Source organism: Nostoc sp., from assembly GCF_036917095.1.
GTDB lineage: Bacteria > Cyanobacteriota > Cyanobacteriia > Cyanobacteriales > Nostocaceae > Nostoc.
In genome coordinates this window covers 255,764-282,097 of sequence record NZ_JBALFH010000021.1, presented here as the reverse complement: position 1 = coordinate 282,097, position 26,334 = coordinate 255,764, and the positions used below count along the sequence as shown (strand labels likewise).

Here is a 26,334-nt window from a genome sequence, read left to right as displayed (position 1 = left end):
TCAACACCACTGTGTTAAAGAAAAGTTTTTTAGCATTGTTATTAATTATAGGAGTAGCGATGCCTACGGCGGGCTACGCCTACGCACTCATCATTCCTCCTGCTTTTGCCGCTACCGTAAATTCCTGTCCCTCAGAAATGGTAATGATTCCCGGTGGGACATTCACAATGGGATCGAATAATTCTGGTTTGATAGAAGAACTATCAGCTCAAGAGGTAAGAGTTAGTTCTTTTTGTATCGATAAATATGAAGTGACAAATTCACAGTTTGCGGGATTTGTCAAAGCAACAGGTTATGTCACAGTTGCAGAGCGCCCTTTATCAAAAGAACAGTTTCCCGACTTGCCAGATGAGCAAAGATTACCTGGTTCCTTAGTTTTTGAAATCGCAAAACCAGGAGCAAAACAACTGAGTTGGTGGCATTGGCAGACTGGGGCGAATTGGCGACATCCATTTGGAAGAGAAAGTGCGATTGCACATCAAGATAATTATCCAGTCGTTCATATTGCCTACAAAGATGCTGTAGCTTACGCTCAATGGGCAGGAAAATCCTTACCCACCGAAACCCAGTGGGAATACGCCGCCCGTGGTGGGTTAGATGCTGCAACTTATGCCTGGGGCAACCAGTACTCTGAGAAAAAAGCTAACACCTGGCAAGGAATTTTTCCCTTTTTCAACACCAAAAGTGATGGTTATGTGGGTATTGCCCCGGTTGGTTCGTTTCCACCAAATGGTTATGGTCTGTATGACATCACAGGTAACGTCTGGGAATTGACCTCTGATTGGTTTAGTCCGGGACACAACCAAAAAAACCACAGTGTCAATCCAAAAGGCCCAGAACAAAGTTTTGACCCCAACAAACCCACCGAAAACGCCCTACACGTAATCAAAGGTGGCTCTTATTTGTGTGCTATCAACTATTGCAGCCGCTTCCGCCCAGCAGCGCGAGAATCTCAAGCCCCCGACACGGGAACTACCCATATCGGATTTCGCTTAGTGAAGAACCTGACTATAGAAAGGATAAAGAATGAAGTTTGAATCCAAGTGCTGGAATTTGTTTCCAGAAATAGCAAAGGCGATCGCTTTATCTTTGCTCATCACTTTGTTGATGGTCAATGGCCCCGCCCTAGCAGCTACATCCCAAGTTTTACCCGTTCCTCTGCCAGAGTTCAAAGGTAAAATCGGCCTCACTTACAAAGAATCACAACCAGACTTTCCTCAACCCATAACTGCCCCAGCCAAAGCACCCAATGTCTTGCTAGCGATCCTAGATGATGTGGGCTTTGGACAAGCGGGTACTTTTGGCGGCCCGGTGGACACTCCGAATTTGACGCGCCTAGCCGAAAGAGGATTACGCTACAACCAATTCCACACCACAGCCCTGTGTTCGCCTACCAGGGCAGCTTTGTTAACTGGACGCAATCACCATTCAGTCAATACAGGGGTCGTTGAGGAATTAGCTACAGGTTATCCTGGCTACACAACAATTTTGCCTAAAAGTGCCGCCACTGTTGCTGAAATACTACGACAAAATGGCTATAACACAGCAGCTTTCGGTAAATGGCACAATACCCCAGACTACGAAACGAGTGCCGCCGGGCCTTTCGATCGCTGGCCTACAGGGTTAGGATTTGAGTACTTTTACGGCTTTCTTGGCGGTGATACTAATCAGTGGAGTCCTGCCTTAGTAGAAAATACTAGGCGAGTAGAGAAACCTACCAACAAGCCAGATTATCACCTGACTCCTGATTTAGTAGACCATGCGATCGCCTGGATTCGCAACCAAAAATCCATTGCTCCTGAAAAACCCTTTTTCGCCTATCTCGCCACCGGGGCTACCCATGCACCCCACCACGCCCCCAAAGCTTGGATTGATAAATACAAAGGCAAATTTGACCAAGGCTGGGATAAATTACGCGAAGAAATCTTTGCCCGTCAAAAGCAACTGGGTGTAATTCCAGCCAATGCCCAACTCACTCCTCGCCCCCAAGAATTACCAGCGTGGGATTCCCTCACAGCAGAACAGCAAAAACTCTATGCCCACATGGCCGAGGTATTTGCTGGATTTTTAGGTCATACAGATTATGAAGTAGGAAGGCTGATTGATGCCGTTGAGCAACTTGGTGAACTGGATAACACCCTAGTCATTTATATTGTTGGAGACAACGGTGCTAGTGCAGAAGGTGGTTTAACAGGCAGCGTCAACGAACTCCAAGTCTTCAACGGTGTACCCGAAAATCTGCAACAACTGCTAGCTGCATATAATGACTTGGGTAGTCCCAAAACATTTAACCATTTTCCGGCGGCTTGGGCATGGGCAGTCAACACTCCCTTCCAATGGACAAAGCAAATCGCCTCTCACTTTGGCGGAACTCGTAACCCCTTAGTGATTTCTTTGGGCGCAAATATTAAAGACCAAGGTGGCATTCGTAGCCAATTCCATCATGTAATTGATATTGCACCCACCATTTTAGAAGTAACGGGAATTGCTGCTCCTAAAGAAGTGAATGGTGTTAAGCAACAACCAATCGAAGGTACTAGCCTTGTTTATACCTTCGATCGCCCTGATGCTCCCTCTCATCGTCAAACTCAGTATTTCGAGATGTTGGGCAACCGAGCCATTTACGATGAAGGTTGGGTAGCGGCAGCGCGTCACGGTCGCTTACCTTGGGAACGAACTGTCAAAGGGAACTTTGATACAGATGAGTGGGAACTGTACAACATTACAGAAGATTTTAGCGAAGCGAACAACCTAGCAAAGGAAAACCCAGACAAGCTAGAAAAACTGCAAAAGTTGTTTTTAAAGGAAGCCCGCAAGCACCAAGTCTTACCACTAGACGATCGCATCGCTGAAAGATTTGATGTTAAAATTCGCCCCAGCTTCACCAGAGGACGCACAAATTTCACCTACTATCCAGGTACATTCGGCATTCCAGAAGGTAGCGCCCCAAACCTGAAAAATAGATCCTTCAGCATCACAGCTAATGTAGAAATTCCTGAAAGTGGGGCAGATGGTGTCCTTTTGACCCAAGGCGGACGCTTTGCTGGTTGGAGTTTTTTCCTTGAGGATAGCAAGCCTACCTATGCCTACAACTACGCCAATACTGCCCGCTACATCATCCAATCAAGAGAAAAATTGCCCCCCGGTAAATCTACACTTCGTTTCAACTTTGATTATGACGGTGGCGCTGTGGGTGCAGGCGGAATCGGCAAACTATTCATCAATGACCAACAGGTAGCCGAAGGACGTGTGGAAAAAACCATCGCTTACCGTTTAGCCCTAGATGAAACCTTTGATGTTGGCAGAGATACAGGTACTGCCGTTGTTGATACTTATCAAGTACCGTTTGCCTTTACTGGTAACTTACAGCAAGTCAGCCTGGAGTTGAAGTAATAGGAAATAGGGAATAGGGAATGGGCTTTAATACAACTCGAATCTTTGGATTAATTTACTGTCCCTTATTCCCTATCCCAACTAGATATTTATAGGACTTACGCAAGTGTCACAAAAAAATCGGATTTGTAGTTTGTAGTAAGGGCTTTAGCCCTTATTTTGAGGACTAAAGTCCTCACTACGAACTGGAAATAATATGCCAGTTGCGTAAGTCCTAATTTATTTTGACAAATAATTAAATCATGAATGAAATTTTAGCAGTAATCGACAAACTTGCACTCTTCACATTCATTGTTTGCACTATGTTGGGTGCAGGTTTAGGTTTAACGGTACAACAGATTTGGAAACCACTCCGCAGCCCTCGACTCGTCATCTTGTCTTTACTAACAAATTTTGTATTGGTGCCAGTTTTTGTTTATCTGCTAGTACAAGTAATACCTTTAAGCGAACCACTCAGAGATGGTTTACTAATTATGGCACTAGCATCAGGCCCGCCAGCTTTGCCTAAACTTGCTCAAATAGTCAAGGGCAATATAGCTTTTTCTGTGGGATTAATGATGTTGCTGATGCTGGGCACTATTTTTTATATGCCGATTGTCCTGCCCTTAGTAGTGCAAGGTGTGCAAATCAACTCTTGGGACATTGCGAAACCCTTGTTGTTGCTGATGGTTAGTCCGTTAGTAATGGGATTATTTATCAAAGCTAAATTTGCTGCGATCGCTCCCATTATCCAGCCAATTTTATTCAAATTATCTAGTTATGGATTACTTTTCGGTCTAGTAGTCAGACTCTTCATTCACACCAACGATATCATTAGCTTATTAAAAACAGGTGCAATCTTTGTTTGTGCGATATTTATTATATTCTCCTTTAGCGTCGGTTATCTTTTAGGCGGGCCCGGCATTGATACTCAACGAGTGCTAGGAGTCGGAACAGCCCAACGCAATTTTGCCGCAGCATTATTAGTAGCTACGAGTAATTTTGACGATCCTAGCGTGGTCAGCATCATTATGGTGACGAGTCTATTAATGATGATGATAGTTCTCATTGCTGGGCCAAAGTTTATAGAAATAGACCAAGCAACAGATGCAGAGATCAAACAGGTAGAGGTGTAAACTTGACATTTTCCCCAGCAAGCTATCAAGAAAAATTGAGTAACCTAAACTGCTGATTGATTAGCAATAAAATCATTATATAAATTCGATTTTATTTTTGAAAAAGATTAGGAAAAAATTCCCGTTTTTTCAAAACTTAACCTCTTAGGCGATCGCATATCTAATTGCAAAGGATTTTTACCCTAGTTGTTGCCACTGGCGGCATATTTAGCAACTGCTGTTCGTAGCGAGTTCCAAGCTTGGAACTCGATGTTTTGGGCAAACTACGCTTGCAACACAAAATCTGATACCGTAAGAGTTGGCGCACCAGTTAGAGTTGCAAATAAACCACCACTGCCAAAACCAGCCGCGCTGCCATTTTGGTTATAGAACAACTGCCCACTTACAGCGTCATAGACAATTTTCGCCGTGCTAGTCCCCGCTGAATTCGTGATTTTAAAATCACTCTTGTTACTAAAACCTGTTCCCGCAGCAGAAGTAATTGCACTAAAGGTAGTCTTATCTAGGATAATTTTGTCACCTTGGGAGTGTTTGAAATCACTAATGGTATCTACACCAACAGCAGAACTAGCAAAGGGAGCATTCGTATTGTAAAGGAATCTGTCAGCACCCGCACCACCGACAAGAATATCATTACCCGCACCACCGACAAGAATATCATTGCCAGTACCGCCTCGCAGCAGGTCGTTGCCACTTTTGCCGTCGATTTTGTCGTTACCCCCCTGACCATTGATGACATCAACAGAGTTGTCTAAACCCGTAATATTGTTGTCGAGGTCATTGAGGAAAGTGACTGTGTTCTTGATGCCCAAGCTAGTATCAGTGGAGTTAGCATCCAGGACATTAAAGCTGTCGGTGATGCTAGTTTGTCCATCAAAGATGATATTGCCAATAGCTGGTCTTACTCCAGAAGCTTTCAGGTTATCCAGGTTTTCTAACTGAAAGTTTTGTAGAGTGACTTTGGTATTAGCCACATTTTCAAAGGTAACTTCTAGATTCTTGCCATTTTGAGTTAATTGCAGATTGCTGGCAGTTAAGCCACTGCCTGTAAATCGCAGTGTATCAACATTGGCAATCAGTGCTGCTGAAGGGTTTGAGCCTTTACCTACGCCAGCAAAATCGGTGATGATGTCATTGCCATCGCCAGAGCGAATAATAAACTTATCTTGACCACCGTTGCCTGTCAGGGTATCGTTACCAGCTTTGCCGTCGATGATGTTATTGCTGGCTGTGCCTTCAAGAGTGTCTGCCTCAGCAGTTCCCGTCAGGTTAATGGTGCTGCCACTGCCTATATTCTTACCGCCAAACACCACGTAGCTCTGCCCAGAAACGAGGCCGTTGGGGCCAGCATCTGGTGCCCCGATAATCAGGTCGTCGATGCCGTCACCGTTGATGTCTCCCGCACTGCTCACAGACCTGCCTGAACGGTCATCTGCATTGATGCCGTTGATGGCAAAGCCGTTAATGCCGTTGAGGGTGGAGAGGTTGAATTGGGCATCAAACCCCCCCTTGCTGCCAAACACCACGTAGCTCTGCCCTGAACGGTAACCTTTGGGGGAATATGATGCCCCGATAATCAGGTCGTCAATACCGTCACCGTTGATGTCTCCCGCACTGCTCACAGAAATGCCTGAACGGTCATTTGCATTGATGCCGTTGATGGCAAAGCCGTTAATGCCGTTGAGGGTGGAGAGGTTGAATTGGGCATCAAAACCACCCTTGCTGCCAAATACCGCATAGCTCTGCCCTGAACGGGAGCCCTTGGGCGAGGCATTAAATGCCCCGATAATTAGGTCGTCGATGCCGTCGCCGTTGATGTCTCCCGCACTGCTCACAGAAATGCCTGAACCGTCATTTTCATTGATGCTGTTGATAGCAAAGCCGTTAATGCCGTTTAGGGTGGAGAGGTTGAATTGGGCATCAAAACTTTTCTTGCTACCAAACACCACGTAGCTCTGCCCTAAAAACTTCCCGTTGGGGTCAGCACCTGGTGCCCCGATAATCAGGTCGTCGATGCCGTCGCCGTTGATATCTCCCGCACTGCTCACAGAAAAGCCTGAAGCGTCAGTTTCATTGATGCCGTTGATAGCAAAGCCATTAGTACCGTTGAGGGTAGAAAGGTTGAGACTAGCATCAAAACTCCCCTTTCTACCAAACACCACGTAGCTCTGCCCTGACTGGAAGCCGTTGGGGGAGGAAAAGGGTGCCCCGATAATCAGGTCGTCGATGCCATCACCGTTGATGTCTCCTGCACTGCTGACAGACCAGCCTGAAGAGTCATTTCGATTGATACCGTTGATGGTAAAGCCGTTAGTACCGTTGAGGGTGGAGAGGTTGAGACTAGCACCAAAACGCCCCTGGCTGCCAAACACCACGTGGCTCTGCCCAGAAACAGAGTTGCCGTTGGGCGAGGCATTAAATGCCCCGATAATCAGGTCGTCGATGCCGTCGCTGTTGATGTCTCCCACACTGCTGACAGAATCGCCTGATTCGTCATATGCATTGATGCCGTTAATGGCAAAGCCTGACGTACCATTGAGGGTGGAGAGGTTGAGACTAGCACCAAAACGCCCCTGGCTGCCAAACACCACGTAGCTCTGCCCAGTAAAATTGAGGTTGGGGGAAGCTTCTTGTGCCCCGATAATCAGGTCGTCGATGCCATCGCCGTTGATATCTCCCGCACTGCTGACAGATGCACCTGAAAAGTCAAATGCATTGATGCCGTTGATGGCAAAGCCATTAGTGCCGTTGAGATCCGAAAGGTTAAAAGCTGAAATTGCCATTATTGCTCCAGTGTTAGTTTTTATAAGTTATTTGTCGTCAGTCATTAGCAAAGACACTAGTACCGCTTTGTGTAATTCGTAATTACGATCGCATAAAAAAAATTTTAGATATTTCATCAGGATGGCTTATTTACGCCAAACTATACTAAGAGGCTAAATACCAAGCTGCTTGGTCAGGATTTTTCACAAAAATCCTAATACAATTAATATTCCCCTGCTTACCGTGTTTGATGCCCCTTTGTTGCACATCCGACCGATAGCGGTAATTGAATAATGCGTAATTCGCAATGACGCTTCTGCGTCGCTCTAAGCGTACTCCTACGGAGAAGCAAGCTACGCGGTAGCGTCTCCAAGAGTTGCCATGCCGAAGGCGTTGCCTCTGGTAGAGAAGGTTTTACACTGCGCTAAGGTAATTCCTAATTAGAAAATTTAATCACAAATCACAAAGTTTACAATTACCAATCAATTGTATTGATAGCGGTTTTTTGATGTCAGCTAGCCAACCTATTTGATTTCGTAAGCAAAAATTACTTTAATAATTACCGTTAAATCACTTAAATACTCTTATGAATATCTAAGCGTTGTCAAGAGCTTGAGTGTAATTATCATAAAGTTACAGTTAATTTTATGACATACCAAGTAAAGTTTTTGTGTAGGCGTACCCCGTCCATCGGAGGCATTGCGCTATTTTATACGTTGTGTTAAGGAACCAAATCCAACATTTGCGGGTTTGTTGGCTAAAGTTCGCCTTTAATACAACTTAAATCACAGCATTAGTCATTAACATCGTGATGTTAACTATTAACATCGCGATGTTAGCCATCAACATCATAATATTTGTCATCAACATCGTGATGTTAACCATTAACATCATAATATTTGTCATCAACATCGCGATGTTAGCCATCAACATCATGATATTTGTCATCAACATCGCGATGTTAACCATCAACATCGTGATATTTGTCATCAACATCACGCTTTGCCAGATATTGGTACATCTGCCAACGTGTATCAACCTCAGCTTGGGCTTGTTCTAATAAGTGCTTGGCAACGTCGGGTTTGCTCTTGGTAAGCATTTTGAAGCGATTTTCTTGATACATTGAATTTTCTACCGATTGCTTAGGCGATCGCATATCCAATTGCAATGGATTTTTACCCTGGAGGAGCAACTCTGGATTATGCCGATACAGCAACCAACGACCTGATTCTACCAAAGTTTTCTGATGATTCATCCCTGTAGTCATATTAATGCCGTGGGCTATGCAATGGCTATAAGCAATAATCAGTGATGGGCCATCATAAGCTTCTGCTTCCAAAAATGCTTTGAGAGTATGTTCATCTCTAGCACCAAGGGCTACACTCGCTACGTAGACATTTCCGTAGGTCATGGCAATCATCCCTAAGTCTTTCTTAGGTGCAGGCTTGCCACTAGCGGCATATTTAGCAACTGCTGCTCGTGGCGTAGCTTTAGAAGATTGACCGCCTGTATTAGAATACACTTCTGTATCCATTACTAGGATGTTCACATTTCGACCGCTAGCAATTACATGATCGATGCCGCCAAAATCAATATCATAAGCCCAACCGTCACCGCCAACAATCCAGACGCTTTTTCTCACTAAGTAATCGGCAAGGGATTTGAGATTTTGGATTTTGGATTTTAGATTGGGATCGAAAGTTACGATTTCATCTAACTTCTGCCGTAACAGTTCTATCCTTTCGCGCTGTTCCCAAATGTCAGCCTCAGATTTTTGTTCAGCTTTCAGGATTGAATAAACAAGGTTTTCATCGATTTCACTCCCCAACTGCTGCAACAATTCTGCCGCAAACTCAGCTTGTTTGTCGAGGGAAAGGCGGAAGCCAAAACCGAATTCGGCGTTATCTTCAAATAAATTATTAGACCACGCGGGGCCGCGTCCTTGGGCATTTGTTGTCCAAGGTGTTGTGGGGAGGTTGCCACCATAAATTGAAGAACAACCTGTAGCATTGGCGATGACGGCGCGATCGCCAAACAATTGTGTTAATAATTTTAGATAAGGCGTTTCACCACAACCCGCACAAGCACCAGAGAATTCAAATAAAGGTTCTTGCAGTTGCTGTTGGCGAATCTGATTTAATTTTAGCGATCGCCTGTCAGGATTGGGCAAACTCAAGAAGAAATCCCAGTTTTTCCGCTCTTGCTCTTGTAAAGGCAACTGCTGCGCCATGTTAATCGCTTTCCGCAATGGCTCAGATTTATCTTTAGCAGGGCAAATATTTACACAAATAGTGCATCCCGTGCAATCTTCTGGGGCCACTTGAATGGTAAATTTTTGATTGGCAAAGTCTTTATCTTTTGCACCAGTTGACTTGAAGGTTTCTGGTGCATTAACTAATTCATCTGATTGATAAGCTTTTGCACGGATGGCACTGTGAGGACAAACCATGACGCACTTACCACATTGTACGCAGACATCCGGTTCCCACACAGGGATCTCTTCGGCAACGTTACGTTTTTCCCACTTGGCAGTACCTACAGGAAAGATGCCATCAACGGGTAGCGTGCTAACAGGTAAATCATCACCTTCCCAAATCATGATTTTGCCTAGAACTTCCCGCACAAATTCGGGAGCGCTGTCTAGCAATCTTGGATTGTTGATTATTGATTGTTGATTGTTGATTGTCTGTGGTACATCTACCTTATGCAAGTTGTCTAAGGTGTTGTCTACAGCTTGCAAGTTCATGCGGACAACTTCTGCACCTTTTTTACCGTAAGTCTTATCAATCGCTTGTTTGATTTTAGCGATCGCTTCTTCCTGTTGCAACACACCCGCTAAGGCAAAGAAGCATACCTGCATAATGGTGTTAATTCTGCCACCCATGCCACTTTCACGGGCAACCTGACTAGCGTTGATTACATATAACTTCAAATGCTTATCGATAATTTGCTGCTGCACCTTCAGCGGCAGATATTCCCAAACGGTATCTGCATCATAAGGACTGTTAAGCAGCAAAGTCGCCCCAGGAATAGCAGCCTTCAAAATATCTATGCGTTCTAGAAATCCCCAATGATGGCAACCAATAAAGTTAGCTTGGTCAATCAAGTAGGTGGAGCGAATTGGCTCTTTACCGAAGCGGAGGTGAGAGACAGTCATTGAGCCAGATTTTTTGGAGTCAAAGACAAAGTAGCCTTGGGCGTAATTGTCGGTTTCTTCACCAATAATCTTGATGGAGTTTTTGTTAGCCCCAACAGTGCCATCAGCACCCAACCCATAGAACATTGCCCGAACAACATTATCCGATTCTGTAGAGAAATTCGGGTCAAAGCTCAAGGAAGTATGACTAACGTCGTCATTAATCCCAATTGTAAAGTGATTTTTCGGTTTAGCTTGAGCAAGATTGTCAAAAATGCCCTTCACCATCGCCGGCGTAAATTCCTTAGAAGAAAGACCATAACGACCACCAATAACTTTAGGCAGAGGGGCAGAGGGGCGGAGGGGCAGAGGGGAATCTAATCCTAATTGTTCCTCTGCTCCTCTGCTCCCCTGCTCCCCTGCTCCCCTGCTCTCATCCCCCCACGCCTCATGGATAGCAGCCACAACATCCAAATACAAAGGTTCTCCGGCGCTACCTGCTTCTTTGGTGCGGTCAAGGACAGCGATCGCTTTTACACTAGTTGGTAATACTGCAACAAACCTTTGGACATCAAAGGGGCGGTAAAGTCGCACTTTCACTACGCCAAGTTTTTCACCACGGGCGTTAAGATAATCTACTGTTTCATGGACGGTTTCACAACCTGAACCCATAAGCACGATAACGCGCGAGGCATCTTTAGCGCCGTAATATTCATAGATTTTATAATGCCTTCCCGTGCATTCTCCAAATTCATCCATGATGCGCTGGACAATATCTGGACAAGCGTTGTAGTAAGGGTTAGCGCCTTCACGCCCTTGGAAGTAGACATCGGGGTTTTGGGCAGTCCCGCGCAATACGGGACGATCTGGGGTGAGGGCGCGGCTGCGGTGAGCCAGTATGAGGTTATCGTGGATGAGCGATCGCAAATCCTCATCTGACAGCAATTTGACCTTCTGCACTTCATGGGAAGTACGGAAGCCGTCGAAGAAGTGCATAAACGAGACTCGCGTCTCTAGGGTAGCAGCATGGGCGATGAGAGCAAAATCTTGACTTTCTTGCACTGAGGCGGAACACAGCAAAGCAAAGCCAGTCGCACGGGCTGCCATCACGTCGCTATGGTCGCCAAAAATTGATAACGCGTGGGTAGCTAAAGAGCGGGCTGCAACGTGAACCACAGCGCTAGTTAGTTCGCCAGCAATTTTATAGAAGTTAGGTATCATCAACAATAATCCCTGAGATGCCGTGAAGGTGGTACTCAGGGAACCTGTTTGTAATGCCCCATGCACAGCGCCGGCGGCTCCTCCCTCGCTCTGCATCTGCACAACGCTGGGAACAGTACCCCAAAGATTGGGACGACTTTCTGCTGACCAAGCATCTGCCCATTCACCCATTGCTGAAGAGGGGGTGATAGGATAAATGGCGATCACTTCATTTAATTTGTAAGCAACACGGGCAACAGCCTCATTCCCGTCGATGGTTGCAAAGGTTTTGTTCATAATATGATTTTTGTCCCCGCCTCTAAGCTGCATTATCAGAACACGTGAATATAAGAATCAGAAATAGCCAGAACTGGAAAGTGAGTGTATTATCTGCATTGAAGATTTATCGGTAGGATTTACTCCGTGTTTAAAGGATAATTTATTGATGTTTTTTGGCTCTTAAGTTAACTTCAACAAATACTGCATCTATTAATATCTCATCCGCAATGCTGCATCTATTAATATGTATTAATAATGTACTCAATAGCTAAAGTCTGTGCTTGATAGGACTTTAAGGCAATTTATTCTTTTTTTTGGGGTATAGGGTCGGGAATTTTTGATATTTTTTATTTCAATCGGCGAGCAAATAAAAGCAGCAATAGTCCATTGAACGATTCTTGCTGAATGAATCGAAGGCGTTAGTAAGCGATCGCCTTAGCGATACACCAAAATGAATGCGTGAATTACTCAAACGAGAAAGCAATATGCCTTTTTGCTTGCTAAATCTACCGAAATCAGAAAGCAATCAAGCATTTTGAGAAAGCAACATGCCTTTTTGCTTGCTAAATCTACTGAAATGAGAAAGCATTTGAACATTCTGAGAATGCAATATGCCTTTTTGCTTGCTGAATCTACCGAAATGAGAAAGCATTTGAGCCTTTTGAGAAAGCAATATGCCTTTTTGTTTGCTAAATCTACCGAAATGAGAAAGCATTCAAGCATTTTGAGAAAGCAATCAGGCATTTTGAGAAAGCAATTAGGTATTTTGCTTATTAAATTCGACTTTATCTTTACTTTTACTTTATAAATGATCTCTAAGCAGCCATTATTACAGCTATTTTCAGGTAAATAGATCGCCCTGTAAGCGCACAGCATTGCTGCACTCTTACCAGAGATATGATTCAATTAAATAAAAACTACTGAAAGTAAGTTTGACAAATTACGAATCGATATTATTTGGTTATTGTGGTAGAATCTGTGCCATCGGTCTTCAACTGACCATCTTCCATATAAATGATGCGATCGGCAATATCGAGGATGCGGTTATCGTGGGTAACTAGCAAAATCGTACAACCTTGTTCTTTGGCTAGCTTCTGCATTATTTCCACGACATCGCGCCCAGATTTTTTGTCGAGTGCAGCAGTGGGTTCATCAGCTAAGACAATCTTAGGATGGCTGACTAAGGCACGAGCGATCGCTACCCGTTGTTTTTGCCCTCCAGATAGTTTTTCTGGGTAGTAATCTACACGATCTGCTAAACCGACAGTTGACAAAATAGCGATCGCTTTGGCATCGATATCCTGGTTCAGAAAATCGTCATGCAATTCTAGAGACATCCGCACATTTTCTCTTGCTGTCAAAAAAGTCATCAGGTTATGAGCTTGGAAAATATAACCAATTTGGCGGCGAAGCTTGGTTAACTGTTGCTTTTTAGCGCCACGAATTTCCTCCCCTAAGATTTTTAGACTACCTTCTTGAGCAGAACGCAATCCACCCATTAAGGTTAACAAGGTGGTTTTCCCCGAACCAGAGGGGCCAGTCATTATAACGATTTCTCCCGCGTTAATCTCCAAATTAATGTCGAATAATACTTGTTTGCGAAGCGCACCTTCACCAAAGTAGTGGTTGAGGTTACTAATAGAAATTACAGATTCTAAAGTAGAAAGTGTTGAGTTGGAATTTTCTGATAGAGATTTTTGCAACATAGGATTTTATAAAGCATTGGGTATAGGGAAATAATTCTTGTAGAGACGCGATTCATCGCGTCTAAAAAACATCGGCAGGGTCAGCAGATCGTAGTTTTCGCATTGCGATCGCCCCGGAAACACTACACATGATTACGGTCAAAATCCAAACCTGTATCGCCCGTTCCATTTTCATGAAAATGGGAAGCATTGTGGCAGCATAGGTGACTTGATACAATCCAAAAGAAAGGATGAATCCTGGAAGAAAACCTAAGATAGCTAATAACAATGCTTCTTGAATTAGGACTCCCAAGAGATAGTTATCAGTGTATCCCATTGCTTTGAGGGTGGCGTATTCTGGCAAGTGGTCAGAAACATCAGAGTAAAGGATTTGGTAGACAATCACGATGCCAACAATAAACCCAACTGCTGTACCCAAACCGAAAATAAAACCAATGCCAGTACCGGCTTCCCAGTAAGTTCTCTCCACTTTGGCAAACTCTTCTGGAGTCAAGACTCTGACATCTTTAGGTAGCCCACCGACAAGTTGCGATCGCACTTTTTCAGGATCGGCATCTGGTTTAAGAGTAATCAATCCAACTTCGATGCGATCGCGTTGTCGCTGTGGAAATAGTTGGAGAAAGGTAGAGTCACTGGTAATCACATTACCATCGGCAGCAAAGGAGGCTCCATCAGTAAACAAGCCCTTAACAAAAACGGCTTTACTATTGAGTTCCGTGTCAAATTTGCCTGTTTTCTTAAATATATCGCCAACTGCCCCGTATTCTGGACGACCTGCCTGGTCAAACAGAACTTGATACAACTGTTTAAGGTGCTCCTGGTTTTGTTTAATTTCGGGCGATTTGAATGGTGATTGTGCCGGATCGACACCCCAAACTAAAATGGCACGCTCAAGACGTGTTTCAGGATTTCGCCACTGTCCGGTGCTGATGTAAACAGAATTAACTGACTGAACACCTTCATAACCTAATGTTTGGTATAGTCGCTCTCTGGAAAAGTTTTTTACAGAAAATAAAGTTTGAAATTGGGGATTAATTAAAACCAAATCTGCCTGTAAATTGCGATGAGGTTTCACAGCTGCATCAAAAAGCGCACTTTCAAATCCCAACTGAATAAACATCAGCATATCCGCAAAGGTAATACCTGCGACTGCAACAGCCAGACGGGTTTTTTCTTTCATTAACTGCCGCCATGCTAGCGGCGTTTTGCGAAATAGTTTGGAAAACATATTAAATAAAACCTTTTAATAAACCAGTGTTTCAGCTTGCTGTTCAAGCTGGCACTCTTGCACGAAAAGAAATAAGGCAAGGCTTAAGGAAACACCAACGATTAATCTATATTTCAATTGCTGTCTGTACCTGTAAATTAGTGAAACCTGCAACTCGCTTGCTGTCTTCAGGATTAAGGCGAATTTTCACCTCAACTACTCGGCTATCAAGGTTCTCCCCTGGCTGGTTGCTGAAAACGTTTTGTCTATTCACCTGCAAACCAATTTGGGCAACGGTTCCTCGCAGTTCACCCATAAATGCCTGACTGCTAATCGCTGCTTGTTGTCCTAGTTTTACTTTACCGATGTCGGTTTGATAAACTTCTGCGACTGCCATCATCTGGTCTGTTTGAGCTAAGTCTGCAATGCCAGAAGAATTAATTTTTTCTCCGACTCGCGTATGAATTTTGATGATTTGTCCCGCCATCGGTGCTTTGATGTAAGCACCCGCCAACTCGGTTTGAGCATGTTTGAGTGTGGCGATCGCATTTTCAACTTCTGTCTTGGCTGCGGCTACGTCTACAGGTCGGACTTCTGCAATACTGTTAAGTGTGGCTTTGGCTTCATTAACTTGCTTGCTACCAGTGGCGTTAGTACGGGCGAGTCCTGCTTTGGCTTCGGCAAGTTGTTTGCTAGCAGTGGTGTTAATCCGGTTGAGAACTGCTTTGGCTTCGTCTACTTGCTGTTTGGCAGTTTCTACAGTCAAGCCCTTGCTATCGTACAAAGAATTAGAAACTGCTCCTTGAGAATAGAGCTGCTGATAACGTTGATATTCGGCTGAGGCATTTTTGAGTTCTGCCTCTAGCTTCTTAATGGTTGCCTCTTGCGCTATTCTGTCTCCTGACCACTGTGCCTCTATGCGGAATATCGCTTCCTGCTGCGCTGTTTTGTCACCTTGGGATTGAGCCTGGAGACGTTCAACGCTTGCCTGCTGGGCCTGAATTTCTCCTGCTTTGGCTCCAGCTTGCACTTGAGCAAGTTTAGCTTGAGCAACTCTGACTTGTTGTTGGGCTTGTATTACAGCAGTTTGCAAGCGATCGCGAGCGTCTAAAATTGCTACCACCTGTCCGACTTTAACGCGATCGCCCTCTTTGACTAGGATTTTGGCAATGCGATCGCCATCCAATGCTAAGGGCGCAAACAAGCTAATTACCTCTGCTTCCGGTTCTAGCCGTCCTAATGCAGCTACTTTTTGACTTTTGGGCGTGGTTTCAACTGGCTCAGATTTCTCAGTTTGACCAACTAACCCAAACTGAGAAATCCCATAAACAATAATTCCACCTGTAATTGCAGTAGCTGCAATTACTAATGTAATTAACCCTTTCTTGGAAGCTTTCTCTGATAGCTTTTGAACCATCTCTTTTGCTCTCCTAAAAAACTATTTTATCTATATTAAATTAGTAAGTTGTAGTAACAATTGTTTTTCTGTACTCAAGAAATTACAGATAAATGATATACATCCAGCAGTTTATAACAAGCATGAGGGACATAATTTAGCTCTCTAAACCTGATATCAGATTCGTTTTAGTTTTTATTTCTGCTGGATGTTGCGGCAAATATGCCGCTAGCATTTTGCCTAATAGCGCACATTGTTCAATAAAATCAATTGTTTCATCACCCCATAATTTCTCCAGAATTAACCCGTTTACAAAGGTTAAGACAAAGGAAGCCAATACCGAATCTTGAATACCCAAAAAATCGCAGGCTGCTTCCTGATAACGCTGATTAGTACGCTTAAAAACACTATTTTTTAACATTTCCTTAGAGTCTTTCTGCTGGCAAAAATCAATCCAAATATAAGTCCATTTAATAAAGTAATCTTCGTTTTTAACTAGGTATCTTCCTAGTGATTCCATTGACTCTTGTAGCGTTTGTGCTCCTTCTAATTCAGCTAATGCTGCACTTAAATCTTGCTCACAAATCTCCTGAGCCAATTGCTCAAATAGAGTTTGTTTGCTAGGAAAATAGTGATACAACGTACCAGTAGAAACCCCTAATTCTTCAGCAATTTGGCGCATAGTGATGGAACCATAGCCTTTTTGGGCAAATAAATCAAAACACTTGCCGAGCAGTTCTTTACGGTATTGTTCATGGTCAACAATCTTAGGCATGATTTAGATTATTTATATCGAACGATTGTTATATATTGATTTAGCATCTTTATTACTGGTATAGAAAGACATTGTTGATTGATTTAAATCGAACATGCGTTATAGTTTAACCTAGTTTTGCGCTAAATGTAATACTCATCAATTTTCATCATTGCCACTTAGTATAAGGCTATAAGTTGATTTGGAAAAAATTCCGTATATTCTTGGTGAAATACGGTAAAAGAATAATCAGTGTACTTTTTTCTACGGTAAAATAATAAATGTGTATTTGATTAAGTAGAATTTATGCCTTATCGGAGAAAATTTTTAATAAGAGCAGGATATACTACCCTTTCTGCGTTATTAACTATGGGGTTTTTACAAAAGGATAAGCAAAAAGAAGGCCAGAGCACGAATCAAATAGTAGCCAATTATACAAATATAAATTCTCCTCTTCGGCAATTAGCTGCCGCCAAAGGAAAGCGTTATGGCGCAGCAATTTCTAGTGATATTTTACTAAAAGAGAAGGATTACGCTAATCTGATTGCTCGTGAATGTTCGATTGTGACACCGAATGGTGAATTAAAATGGAACGCCACTGAACCACAGCAAGGATTATTTACCTTTGAATCAGCAGATGCGATCGCTAATTTTTGCCAAAAGCATAATATAGACATGCACGGGCATACCCTTTTCTGGCACATGGGAAAACCAGACTGGCTTCCTTACCCTCCTACTCTTAAAATGATCGAACGGCATGTTAAGGGAGTCATGGGGCATTATCGCAATAGTCCCGTTTTAAAGTCTTGGGATATTGCCAATGAAATTATCGCTGATAATCAAAATGAAACTGACAACGCTACCTACGGTTTGCGTAAAGGGGTAAAACCAGAATTAATTCGAGACTTGTTTTTAATTGCCGCTTCAGTTGATAACAGCAAGAAATTTTACCTAAACGATTTCGGCATCGAAGGCGCTACGTGGAAATCAGACCGTTTCTTAAAAATGGTCGAATATCTTAAAAATAGTGGCGTTAAAATTGACGGGGCAGGTATCCAGTCGCATCTATGGTTTTCTACTGCCTATGGTTTTGACGAGAAAGGATTTAATTCCGTCTTAAAACGGCTTAACGATCTTGAAGTTAAACCAATAATTACGGAATTAGATATTATTATTGATGCCCCACTACCCGATAGTATCAAAAAGCTAGACCAGATGGTAGCCGACAGTTACAAGCGATATCTCGATCTGTGCTTTGCGGCTAAAGTTGATACTGTGATTACATGGGGGCTTACCGATCGTCATACCTGGATACGTCATCCTGACTGGTTGCCAGGAACAACCTTTAGGAAAAATCCAAATCTCTGGAAATTTTTGCGTCCGCTTCCCTTCGATGAGAACCTGCAACCTAAATCTGCTCGCAATGCTATTGCTCAGGCTTTTCAGCAAGCAACTCCTTAATTACCAGTTAAATAACTCCACCCAGGCGTAAATAGCGTTTTTAAGTATCATTCTGAGCGAAATATATGGCGATATTCTTCGCCATTCACGAGCATTGAATAAAGTGTGCTCACTAATTAATGATTAAGCCTTAGTAGAGCATTTCATAAATTCGTGACGAACTAAGAACTGCTATAGTAAGGCTTGCAGAGAGTCGATAACGCTACGAACTTGTTAAATCTTGTACCTATTATTTTTTTGTTGACTTGAGATACTCCAAATTTCTCGTAAAAATAATGTGGCAACAAACCAAGGCTCAAGTAAGTAACGTCTCCAAAGTCTTTTAGGTTCAGATAACAACCGATACAACCATTCCAAGCCCACCTTTCCCATCCAGCGAGGAGGAGTCGGTATTGCTCCTGCCACATAGTCCATGCAGGCTCCACTAGTCAAAATAGTGTTGGTGTGAATATGTTCAAGATTTTCGTAAATCCAATACTCTTGGCGTGGCATACCCATCCCCACCATTAATACATGGGGTTTGTAAGCATTAATTGCAGCCACAGTCGCGAGATTTTCTTGGCTATCTTTATGCATATCAATATAGCCATGAGCGCAAGCAATCTGTAAACCAGGAAATTTTTGGCGCAAAATACTTGCTCCTTTTTCAGCAACTCCTGGCTTTGAACCTAAATAAAATATACGCCAGCCATTATTAGCTGCTTCCGCCATCAAAGACCATACCCAGTCAGCATATGTTACTCTCTGTTCTCGTTTCATTGGAAAACCCAACAGCTTTCCAATAAACACTAGAGGCATACTATCAATGTGGGTATATTTTGCCTTGGCATAAAAAGCTTGCATTTTTGGTGCATTATGGAAGAGATAAAGACTATGCAAGTTGTGATTAGCAATAATCCATTTCTCATTATTATCAATAGATTCTTCAATCAATAAGTTTAAGTCGCGGATAGAGAGTGCATCTACTTGAGCACCAAGCATTTTATAAGAAAATCGTTTTTTCATAATTTGTTTTTCTTTTGAAAGCATGAGAGGTTATATCACAGTAAAAGTGAGCGGTTTTAAATTAATTATGAGCATTATTTAAATATTTCAAGATTGAAGTATTTAAATAAGCTAAGTTTTGTTAATTATATTTATTTAAAAAAATAAATATAATCAAGAATGACTTACTTCTATGAGAATTTTCGCTACATTATGTGCTTTTGCATTCCAAGAATATTTTTCTGTAATTAAGGTATATGCTGTATCTACAATTGATTGATATTTATCAATATTTAAAGCTGCATCTAGAACTGTATTAGCGACTTCTTCGCTAGAATATCCTGTTACTAAAAGATGTTCTAAGTGGCGAAAATCTTCTAAACCTCGCAAGCCTTCTGGTGTCGATACAACTAACTTTCTACTAGCGAAATAATCTAATGCTTTATTGCGAGCGCCACCTGCTACTGCTTGTTTTGAAAATGGCAGCAAAGCAATATCTGCATATTTAAGATGGGTAACAAAATCCTCCCTTTTAGGTAAAAAACCTAAAAAAGAAATGTTAGAAGGTATTGGTTCTGAAATATCGCTACTATCCCTACCAATGACAACAAAATGTACTTTGTGGTGATGAGCTTGAAGGTATTTAGCAACCTCAATAGTCATTGACACAGACATATCATTAGTTGGAAATTGAAATGTTTTAGGAGCAATAAGAAGTACTATTTTTGCTGGTCTGAATGATTGATAGGGGTCTTTATTGGGAAAAATTTCAGTATTTAGTAAATCTTCAGTCACTCCGTTACCGATGCAAGAAATCTGCCGTGGTTTTATACCATACCACTGTTTAATTAGTTTAGGAATTGATTCACCTGCTGCAATAATTGGACTACCAGAGAATATCAAAATTCCCTGAGCAATATATGTCTTAATACATTGTGTAAACTCTTTGAAAGGATTGGTAACTGAAAACAAGCGCATCCAGTATTCATATGGCGAAAATGTATGAAAATCTAATACAAGAGAAAATTTACTAGATTTTCTAAGCTTTAGTACAATGAGAGCAGCCAATCCAGGTAGTGTTTCTTGAGCATACACAATATCTGGACAAAACTCGTCGATGCACTTTTCTAGAGTTTGAATATATGACTTTAAGCTTCTTGAGCCAATCGAAACAGAAGGTGCATAATTAACAGATGAACAATCTAACCCTAACTGAAAAACATCAAAATATTCAGTTAAATATTGTCCTAAATAAAAAGGTCTAGTAAATGCACCAAAAGGTTGACTAGAATCGAGAGTTGAGACAATTAGTAAGCGTTTACCCATAAAATAATTGTTGATTATTTCAGCATTTTAAAGATTGAGATTTGAGCTATTTGTTGTGTCAAAGCCTTGAATTATTTATCACTCATTCAAGAATTACTGGCTAAGGACTTAGGTGAAAACATCAAACTCACGATCTGGTTTAATTTATGTCTTCAGAAAAAGTGGGTGAAGTTGCCAAGTTTTTATAACCAATAATTGCTCTGATATAGGGTAAAAACCAGTAAATTATCCAGAATGGCCCAGAGTGCCTGCTACAAAATATAGTCCAAGATTTCAATGGAAATCCTTTAATTTGTAGTACCTTTTTCAAGCGTTCTAATATATTTAAATTGGTGTCTGCCCAGCTATTGCGAATAGAATTTTTAGTGCAAGTACCAACATATCCAGGAGCTACCCATATTTGACAACCCAATTTCCGCGCTCTGAGAGCATAATCTAAATCTCCTAAACTGTGAACAAAAGCAGTATCAATATTGCCAACTTTTGCGGCAACACTTTTAGGGATTAGCACGCAGTTGCCATACATAGCATCACATTTTTGGATAACGGAACTTGGTTCTAAAAATTCAAACTTATTAGAATACCACTTTTTGGATTTTACTGCTCCTCCATAGGTTGCTTTTCCGGTGATTGAGTCTTTAGTTGAACCAACTACAATTGAATCTGGATAACCTTGTTCAGTCAAATTTTGATGAACCTCTAATAATTTACTCACAGCATTGGCTTCCAGAAATGTGTCATCATTCAACCATAGATAATAATCATATTGATTTCTTATCGCTTCACCAAAGGCGAGATGCATTCCTCCCACCCAGAATAAATTGCCATTACCCTGAATAATTTTTACCTCTGGATATTCTGCTTTGACAGCTTCTGCCGTTCCATCAGAACTACCATCATCAGTTAAATAAACATCACAATGATTTTTTTGCTGATATAAAGCATGTAGACAGGCAAGAGTTGTATTACGCCTGTTATGGCAAGTCATAATTATGGCTAGGTTTGCTTGCTTCATCTCATTTCCCTCATATAATATTTATGAATACAATTAATAAAGGCATCCGTCAATTTTACAATTTGCCTTCAGAATCGGAAGATAAAATTTATACCTTCCATATATTTTTAGAGCGGCTTAAAATTTAGCCATTTTTTCTATCCATCCACTAAAGTTAATATTTAAATTAAAGTTTTTTAGTTTTTGCTCCATTCTTCTGACTCCCAACATATATCGATGCCAAACTGATACGCGAGGCATATTAAGTCTGACAACCTCTTGACATAACCATCGATATTTATCTGAATTGATATTGAGATTTTTCAATCTTTTGATTTGTGCATTCCAATCGTTATAGAAGAATAAGTTGAAATAGTGAATGGATATAATCTCATCCCAATCTTTAATTTGTAGTTTTGTTGATAAACGGTTGTGTAATGGTAATGGATAACTATAAGTAGCAGGAAGATGTTCAACGTTTTCTTCCAAGGCACATAAAGTCACAGACAAAACAGACTGCTCAACAAAATAAATACCTTGGGGAGGGGTAATATCCAGCCGCATTACTTTTTCAAAATTCTCTTTCCAAGCTGTAAATATACCTGCACTCCTTCTCACAGCAACCAAACCAGAATTCCAATAAGCTCTGATTCTTTTATTACCTATTGGTGTATCAACAAATACCTCACGCCTTACTCCCAGTACTTCATATAGTTTTTGCCAATACCATTCTTTAGGGTCTCGCAGCCCTGTAGAACCAATTCCTTGACCATACTCAGGACGTATCCGAACGTTACAATTTACTGGCAATAAAAACTCTTTTGGCTCAGAAAAAAAGCATTTGTCACTATCTAAAAAGACTAGTATTTCTGCATCGATATTTTTTTCTGCATAGGCACAAACTAGGGGTTTATTGGCTAAATAATATTCATGAAATTCTCGGTTGATGGGAACTTGTTGATGAGTCACCTGCAACGTTTCAAACGCTTGTTGGGTTTGCTTTGATATGGGTTCACCTACTCTAGGATGAAAACTATATATAGGTGTATTTTTCAATTCGCCACAAAACGAACGAATACTTGCTGCAAGCATCAAAGATTGGCTTTCTAAACGACCAGGTTCTGTACAAATTATAAAAGCTATAGGTATTGACATATTATGAAGTATTGATTTACTAAGTTAATTACTAAATGAAGATTTCTTTGCTATCATCAATATTTCCTGAAATAAAGCTGAATAACGACGGGCTTGAAGTTCCAGAGTGAATTCTTGTTTGGCTTTCTCACGAGCATAGAATGACAGCTTTTGCAGCCTTTGTTCATTTTCAAGTACCCAGATAATTCCTTTGGCAAAATCCTCAACTTCATAAGGTTTAGCCAAATAGCCGTTCTGCTGATGATCGACAATATCTTTTAAGCCAGTAGAATTAAACGCCACAACTGGAGTACCACAAGCGAGTGATTCAGAAGCTGTCTGTCCAAAAGATTCTTGAAGAGAGGGTACAAGCATCACATCAGCTGCTGAGTAAAGGGTTGCTAAAGATATATCATCGTGCAAATGTCCTAAATAGTGTGTTTTGAAGCCCAGATCGGGTGAATTTGTGGGTTGAGATGCACCGAAAATAACGACCTCAAACTTATCTTTCCAAGCAGATTTGCTTAATTCTTGTAGTGCTGGTTGCAGGTAATGAAAACCTTTTCTAGAGTCATTAGTTGGATCTAAGGCTCCAAATAGAATGAGCTGTTTATCCAGAGGTAAATTCAGTAATTCTCGCGCTAAACCTTGATGAACAGGTTTATACTTTTGAGTATCCAACCCATTAGGAATTACTTCAATTCGCAAATCCTTAAATAGAGAGCTAGACTTGGCGCATTCGGCTAACCAAGAACCTGGCGAAACAATCGTCAAATTTAAATTTTTCAAAGCTTTGGCTTTACGTTGCCATACCCAATGGGATAAATCCCAATCCTTTTTGCTATTCAGTTGAGGACAGGCTCCACAGGAGATTTGGTAACGAGCGCAATCTCCAGCGTAGCCGCATCCTCCAGTAAATGCCCACATATCATGAATTGTCCAGACTAAAGGGCGCTTTAGTTTAGCAAGAGTTTCTATTTGCATAAAAGCTGCGCTAATCCAATGCAAATTGATTATGTCTGGATTAATCTGAGCAACTTGAGAAATAACTCTATCTGGCAACCATTGAGTAAAAAATGGAGTATTTTGTTTTTGAGAATAAAGCTTTAAAGGTAAAGTTTCAAATGTCAACTTTGCCTTAGCGATGCCTTGAAATAATCTTAGCTTGGGTGCAATTACTGTTTTGTCATCAGTATATTTTTCTTGCACCAGCATTTGTGATTGTAAATCAATATTTTGTAACCCTTTGTGCAAGCGATATGCAGCACGAGCCGCACCACCAGCCACATCTTGGGTGCTAAGGAGCAAGACGTTCATGTTGGCACTATTTAACTTAAAAAAATATATTTGGTAATAGTGATTCTCTATCGCAGAGAATCACTATTATTTATTTATTTGGCTTGATGCCCTCACAATATAACGAGCCTGGTAGATATACTGTTCCATCAGCGTTAATATCTAAGACTTCATCACTAAAGTTTGGAATATCACTTGTATGGGCATCCAAAAATTTAATATCCGAAAAACCAACTCTTTCAAAGAGAGTTTTCATACTATAGCTATCATACATCCACTTATGTTTTTCCCCAAGAGAGGTTTCATCTATCATAGACTTGCGGACATACCTCGGTATCAACTTCTTTACCATGTCAATATAGAGGTATTTGAATTTATTTCTGAGTTGATTTTGATTGATATTAAATACTTTTTGCAACAAAGGGATAGTACTATTAATTGCTACCTCTTCATTGATTTTAACACCTGTCCTTGCTTCTACATAGTTTATGGATGACTCATCATTCTTTTCAAGAACTTGTCGCCAATAACTTTTCATCAGTCCGCCATGTTCTGTCCTGACTAATTGGTCGATTAACTCAATAATAATCCATTCATATTGTTTCCTTGATTCCTGATTTTCAATACTGTCGATAATTCTTAAATATTCACGGCATGTTCGTTCTAAGTCAGGAACAACAATACGTAAAATGCCTTGAGGTTTTAGAACTCTATAGCATTCTTTGACCAGCATTTCTCCCGTGTCTTTAGAGAAATGCTCTAGGACATGACTGCTATAAATTACATCGAAATAATCTTTAGGGTATGGAAGTGGTTGCAGTAAGTTATGGGCAATTACTTCAGGATGCTCAGAATTAAAATCTATATTTATCCATTCAGGTGAGAATCTGTGTCCACATCCAAAATTTAACTTTTTCATGTTTTTTCTCCTTTCAATTATGCAAGTATGTAAACTATCTACCTATTTATATATTGGTATCCGCTGAAAACTAAGAGTCAGAGATAGCGAGGTTGTGACATACATTAACCAATTCCAACTTGGAGTTAATAATCTTGCTTCTGAGAAATTGACTATGACGATGATAAGTAGCATCTGCATTGGCCAATAATCTTCCGGTTTTTCTGCTACTGAAACAATTCGAGTCAGTGCCATTACAAAGAATCGGATAAATCCTGCTGCAAAAGTCAAGAAACCTAAAAATCCTAACTCTAACAATAGTTGCAAAAAGCCATTGTGAGCATTACTTGCCCAATCATAAGTGGCTCTCAGTTTAGATGCAGCATTACTAGTCCAAAAGCCAGAATATCCATAACCTAGCCAAGGTCTTTCCAAAACCTTGGGTATCACTAATTCCCAGAGATCGGAGCGCCCATTCAAGGTAAGGTCTTTACCAGAAGTACCAACTATAGTTTCGGCATTATTGATCAATAACATCGAAAAAATAATCAGTAACATTAAAGCTGAAGTAATCAGGATAACTTGTAATTTGTAATTAGTCTTTTTAAAGGATTGGTAGAAAGGCAAAAGTAATATCATTGACAATAGGATAGCCAAAGATGTTGTTGAACGTGTAAGGATAATTAGACATATAGATAACCCACATAGTGCCCACATCAACCAGCGATATCGATAGCTACTAAGAGCAAGATGTAAAAAAACTCCTGCGCTCCAATTCATCATGTAACCTAATTCATTTTTATGACCATAAATTCCGCTCCACATATCTGCTAATTCAGGTGATTTGTGAATATAGCCTGGCATGAATGCAGAGAAGAACATAGATAATAATGCCGCTACCCCAAGCGCCCAAGCTATTAGCCTCATTTGTTCCCTAAGGGGATAACGCATTGCCAAATAGATTGCAAGAAAATATATCCGGATTAGACCTTTTATATCTTTCAGAGTAGAACTTAAGTCTTCTGACCACAATATAGAAAATATAACTATTGCTAGTAAAAAAAACTGTAATGGACTTTTGGTAATTACATAAATAAAACCTTTCCAGTATAAGATTAAGAAATAAAATAAGATTAAATATGAAACTATATTGAATAAAGTATCTACCTTATCGCCTCCAAGGGTAGACATAGAAACTTCTTGCGCGGGGTGTATTGTTAATGCCCCTACAGCAATCAGTAATAGCAAAATAGTTAATATTTTTTCTGTTAGTTTTACTTTCATGTCTGATA

Annotated in this window: 19 protein-coding genes; 5 read left to right on the top strand and 14 right to left on the bottom strand. The window is 41.1% G+C overall.

Annotated elements, in window-relative coordinates:
* The first annotated feature begins 11 nt into the window (after positions 1 to 11).
* From V7L01_RS10790 to V7L01_RS10780, 3 genes are all read left to right on the top strand, one after another.
* Complete coding sequence (locus V7L01_RS10790; protein WP_442936962.1) at positions 12 to 1,037, top strand: formylglycine-generating enzyme family protein; 1,026 nt, start codon at positions 12 to 14, stop codon at positions 1,035 to 1,037.
* The gene (locus tag V7L01_RS10785; protein WP_335034531.1) at positions 1,027 to 3,393 is read left to right on the top strand and encodes an arylsulfatase; all 2,367 of its coding nucleotides are present in this window, start codon (positions 1,027 to 1,029) and stop codon (positions 3,391 to 3,393) included. The genes V7L01_RS10790 and V7L01_RS10785 overlap by 11 nt, the downstream gene beginning before the upstream one ends.
* A gap of 242 nt (positions 3,394 to 3,635) precedes the next feature.
* Complete coding sequence (locus tag V7L01_RS10780) at positions 3,636 to 4,508, top strand: bile acid:sodium symporter family protein (protein WP_335034529.1); 873 nt, start codon at positions 3,636 to 3,638, stop codon at positions 4,506 to 4,508.
* Positions 4,509 to 4,771: 263 nt separating this feature from the next.
* Here V7L01_RS10780 and V7L01_RS10775 read toward each other — a convergent pair whose 3' ends face one another.
* The 3 genes from V7L01_RS10775 to nifJ form a co-directional block, all read right to left on the bottom strand.
* Positions 4,772 to 7,291 carry a beta strand repeat-containing protein gene (locus V7L01_RS10775; RefSeq protein WP_335034528.1) on the bottom strand — a complete coding sequence of 840 codons (2,520 nt, stop codon included), beginning with the start codon at positions 7,289 to 7,291 and terminating at the stop codon, positions 4,772 to 4,774.
* A 760-nt stretch (positions 7,292 to 8,051) separates the two neighbouring features.
* Complete coding sequence (locus tag V7L01_RS10770) at positions 8,052 to 8,261, bottom strand: hypothetical protein (protein WP_335034526.1); 210 nt, start codon at positions 8,259 to 8,261, stop codon at positions 8,052 to 8,054.
* A complete protein-coding gene (gene nifJ / locus V7L01_RS10765) occupies positions 8,233 to 11,904 on the bottom strand; it encodes a pyruvate:ferredoxin (flavodoxin) oxidoreductase (RefSeq protein ID WP_335034525.1) in 3,672 nt (1,223 codons plus the stop codon). The genes V7L01_RS10770 and nifJ overlap by 29 nt, the downstream gene beginning before the upstream one ends.
* A 475-nt stretch (positions 11,905 to 12,379) precedes the next feature.
* On the opposite strand from nifJ, the gene V7L01_RS10760 reads away from it, so the two are divergent.
* Positions 12,380 to 12,694: a hypothetical protein gene (locus tag V7L01_RS10760; RefSeq protein WP_335034523.1), complete on the top strand. Its 315-nt coding sequence runs from the start codon at positions 12,380 to 12,382 to the stop codon at positions 12,692 to 12,694.
* A 145-nt stretch (positions 12,695 to 12,839) separates the two neighbouring features.
* Here the strand turns inward: V7L01_RS10760 and V7L01_RS10755 are convergent, their stop codons facing one another.
* The 4 genes from V7L01_RS10755 to V7L01_RS10740 form a co-directional block, all read right to left on the bottom strand.
* A complete protein-coding gene (locus V7L01_RS10755) occupies positions 12,840 to 13,592 on the bottom strand; it encodes a DevA family ABC transporter ATP-binding protein (RefSeq protein WP_335034521.1) in 753 nt (250 codons plus the stop codon).
* Between the two features lie 61 nt (positions 13,593 to 13,653).
* Positions 13,654 to 14,820: an ABC transporter permease DevC gene (gene devC / locus V7L01_RS10750; RefSeq protein WP_335034519.1), complete on the bottom strand. Its 1,167-nt coding sequence runs from the start codon at positions 14,818 to 14,820 to the stop codon at positions 13,654 to 13,656.
* Between the two features lie 106 nt (positions 14,821 to 14,926).
* A complete protein-coding gene (locus tag V7L01_RS10745) occupies positions 14,927 to 16,216 on the bottom strand; it encodes an ABC exporter membrane fusion protein (RefSeq protein ID WP_335034517.1) in 1,290 nt (429 codons plus the stop codon).
* Between the two features lie 136 nt (positions 16,217 to 16,352).
* Positions 16,353 to 16,970, bottom strand: coding sequence for a TetR/AcrR family transcriptional regulator (locus V7L01_RS10740; protein WP_335034515.1), 618 nt, complete (start codon positions 16,968 to 16,970; stop codon positions 16,353 to 16,355).
* Positions 16,971 to 17,318: 348 nt separating this feature from the next.
* Here V7L01_RS10740 and V7L01_RS10735 point away from each other — a divergent pair, with 348 nt between their 5' ends.
* Positions 17,319 to 18,410, top strand: a complete 1,092-nt coding sequence (locus V7L01_RS10735) for an endo-1,4-beta-xylanase (protein WP_335034514.1) — start codon at positions 17,319 to 17,321, stop codon at positions 18,408 to 18,410.
* Between the two features lie 213 nt (positions 18,411 to 18,623).
* Here the strand turns inward: V7L01_RS10735 and V7L01_RS10730 are convergent, their stop codons facing one another.
* From V7L01_RS10730 to V7L01_RS10700, 7 genes are all read right to left on the bottom strand, one after another.
* On the bottom strand, positions 18,624 to 19,439 hold the full coding sequence (locus tag V7L01_RS10730; protein WP_335034512.1) for a WecB/TagA/CpsF family glycosyltransferase: 816 nt from the start codon (positions 19,437 to 19,439) through the stop codon (positions 18,624 to 18,626).
* 129 nt (positions 19,440 to 19,568) lie between these two features.
* On the bottom strand, positions 19,569 to 20,720 hold the full coding sequence (locus V7L01_RS10725; protein ID WP_335034510.1) for a glycosyltransferase family 4 protein: 1,152 nt from the start codon (positions 20,718 to 20,720) through the stop codon (positions 19,569 to 19,571).
* A 139-nt stretch (positions 20,721 to 20,859) separates the two neighbouring features.
* Positions 20,860 to 21,735, bottom strand: coding sequence for a glycosyltransferase family 2 protein (locus V7L01_RS10720; protein WP_335034508.1), 876 nt, complete (start codon positions 21,733 to 21,735; stop codon positions 20,860 to 20,862).
* Between the two features lie 117 nt (positions 21,736 to 21,852).
* Positions 21,853 to 22,869 carry a hypothetical protein gene (locus V7L01_RS10715; protein WP_335034506.1) on the bottom strand — a complete coding sequence of 339 codons (1,017 nt, stop codon included), beginning with the start codon at positions 22,867 to 22,869 and terminating at the stop codon, positions 21,853 to 21,855.
* Positions 22,870 to 22,893: 24 nt separating this feature from the next.
* On the bottom strand, positions 22,894 to 24,165 hold the full coding sequence (locus tag V7L01_RS10710) for a glycosyltransferase family 4 protein (RefSeq protein ID WP_335034504.1): 1,272 nt from the start codon (positions 24,163 to 24,165) through the stop codon (positions 22,894 to 22,896).
* A 70-nt stretch (positions 24,166 to 24,235) separates the two neighbouring features.
* Entirely contained in the window at positions 24,236 to 25,063 is an 828-nt protein-coding gene (locus tag V7L01_RS10705; RefSeq protein WP_335034502.1) for a class I SAM-dependent methyltransferase, read from the bottom strand.
* A gap of 42 nt (positions 25,064 to 25,105) precedes the next feature.
* On the bottom strand, positions 25,106 to 26,326 hold the full coding sequence (locus tag V7L01_RS10700) for an O-antigen ligase family protein (protein WP_335034501.1): 1,221 nt from the start codon (positions 26,324 to 26,326) through the stop codon (positions 25,106 to 25,108).
* Positions 26,327 to 26,334 lie beyond the last annotated feature (8 nt).